The organism is Flavobacterium bomense (assembly GCF_003970355.1).
The window spans coordinates 1-2,484 of the sequence record NZ_RYDJ01000037.1 but is presented as its reverse complement, the minus strand read 5'-3'; the positions used below and the strand labels follow the sequence as shown (position 1 = coordinate 2,484).

The 2,484-nt window shown below is 31.0% G+C and carries 2 protein-coding genes; both read left to right on the top strand.

Annotated elements, in window-relative coordinates:
- Nucleotides 1-114 precede the first annotated feature (114 nt).
- Nucleotides 115-903 carry a polysaccharide biosynthesis/export family protein gene (locus EKL98_RS15260; RefSeq protein ID WP_126563072.1) on the top strand — a complete coding sequence of 263 codons (789 nt, stop codon included), beginning with the start codon at nt 115-117 and terminating at the stop codon, nt 901-903.
- Nucleotides 904-912: 9 nt separating this feature from the next.
- On the top strand, nt 913-2,484 hold a 1,572-nt coding region (locus EKL98_RS15255; RefSeq protein ID WP_126563071.1), incomplete at its 3' end, for a GumC family protein.

The following is a 2,484-nucleotide window of genomic DNA, read 5'->3' as shown; positions in this document are numbered from 1 at the left end:
CCTCTTTCTAAATTCTATCTATTAAATGCCAATTTACAAAAAAACTTCTATCAAGGTCAGTGATTATTTATATTCAAAAACCTCATATCCAAACACTAATGACCGGGAAATTTAATGAAAATCATAGCAAACCATACCGACAATTTAAATAAGATGATTCAACCACAAAAAAAAATCCTGATACTCATTGTAGGGCTTTTATTATTGAGTTCATGTGCTTCAAAAAAAGATGTTTTATACTTTAATGATATCAATTTGAAAGAGCAAGATGGAACTGTTTTTTCTGATGGAAAAATTCAAGCAAATGATATTTTAAGTATAGTTATATCTTCAAGTTCTCCGGAATTAGCTTCCATTTATAATACAAATCAGCCCGCTTTATCCACTATTAATGGTTATCTAGTAACAATCGAAGGTGCAATTACTCTTCCTATTTTAGGAAAAATTAAAGTAAAGGACCTAACATTATTGGAACTTGAGAATCTTTTAGTTCAAAAATTGATTGCTGAAAATCACTTATCCAATGCAACAGTTACTGTGCGATTAACAAATGCAAAGTTTACCATTCTAGGTGAAGTAAAAAACCCAGGTACTTTTACTTTTAATGAACAAAACATTAGCCTTCTTCAGGCGTTAGGCTATGCCGGTGATTTGACTATTAATGGACAAAGGCAGGATGTATTAATAATTAGAGAGGAGAACAATAAACGAACTTACACGACTATTGATTTGACCTCAAAAAAGTGGTTTGACTCTCCATATTATTACATCAAGCCAAATGATGTCATCTATGTCAATCCTAATGGGCCAAAAGTAACTACATCAGGTTATGTGCCTAATTTGACCAATTTACTTGCAGTTGTTTCAATTGCTATTACGACCGTTATATTACTAACAAAATAAATCATTCCATTGGAAAGTAAAAAAAACAATTTCAACATTCAGCAAGAAATATTAAAATACCTTTCTTATTGGAAATGGATTCTTTTGTCGGTATTTATGGCAATAGCCATCAGTTTTTTTTATTTAAGGTATGCCAACGATGTATATCAAACCAGCGCCAAAATTAAAATCCTAGATAACTCAAATACGGCTTTTAAATTACCAACAGATAATATTTCTATTTTTGGAAATAATGAGATTAGCAAAGGAAATGAAATCGTAATAATGAAATCTTCCCGAATAATAGGTGCTGTTGTTGATCGTTTGAACTTGACAACAGAAATTTATAGTGTAGGAAGAATTAAATCTATCGAAAAATGGAAAAATGTACCCTTTAGCGTAATTTGGGCTAAAGAAAATGATTCCTTGTCTAAAAAACAGATTTTGCTTCAAATTGTGTTGACAAAAAGTGGCTATGTGATAAAAGGAAGTGGTGTAGAATATAAATTTGGGCAGACCAATTTTAGTGCTGCCATTCCCTTCAAAATAATGCTTAAAAACAAGGAATTATTAAATAGAACCAATGGAAATGAATACCAAATAGCTTTAAAAACAAGAAAAAGTGTTATCCAATCTATATCGAGTACTATTGTCATTGATTATGTAGCTAAACAAAGCGACATCTTAAGCCTTACTCTAAATGGATCAAACAAAGAAAAAATTAGTGCTATTGTCAATACTTTAATTGATGTATTTAATCAAGATGGTATTCAGGACCGACAACTTGTATCCAAAAAAACTATAGAATTTGTTGATGATCGATTTAATTATCTATTTAGGGAACTGGATTCAATAGAAACCTCTAAAGCCAATTTTAAAAAGGAAAAAGGGTTTAGCTATATTGAATCCGATGCTACTGTTTTAATGCAAAACAATAATGATTCGAAAGCAAAAGTGCTCTTTTCTAATACACAAATAGTATTAGCAAAATTGATGATGGATGCTTTGAATAAAAACAAAGGTTTAGAATTATTACCCTCTAATATTGGAATAGAAAACGGTGAAGTAAATGGATTGGTTACAAATTACAACGAACAAATTTTAAAACGCAATAAGCAAATACTTGCTGGCGGGGGAGAATCAAATCCTATAGTTAAGGAAACAACAAGTTTGGCTTTACAAATAAAAAATAACCTAAGGGCCTCCCTGATTGGCTATCAAAATGTATTGAAATTCAACGAAAAGGAATCCATAAGAATTAGTGGTGTTGAAAAGGAAAATTACAGTTTGGTTCCTTTTAATGAGAAAGGCATTCATTCCATCCAAAGGCAGCAAGCCATAAAAGAATCTTTGTACATTTTATTGCTGCAAAAAAGAGAAGAAGCAGCCATAAATTTAGCTATAACAAACCCCTCTATTAAAGTTGTTGATTTTGCAATTTTTTCTACAAGCCCCATCGCACCAGACCGAAGCTTAATTTTTATTGCAGCACTTCTTTTGGGTTTATTAGTTCCTATTGGGTTCATTTTTGTTTACTATTCATTAGATACTAAAATAAATAATAAGGAAGATTTAGAGTTATTACTACCTGGTGTTCCAGTA

Bases quoted from the DNA above. Each gene is read 5' to 3' on its own strand.
- EKL98_RS15260 (WP_126563072.1), top strand. From the start codon at position 115: ATGAAAATCATAGCAAACCATACCGACAATTTAAATAAGATGATTCAA.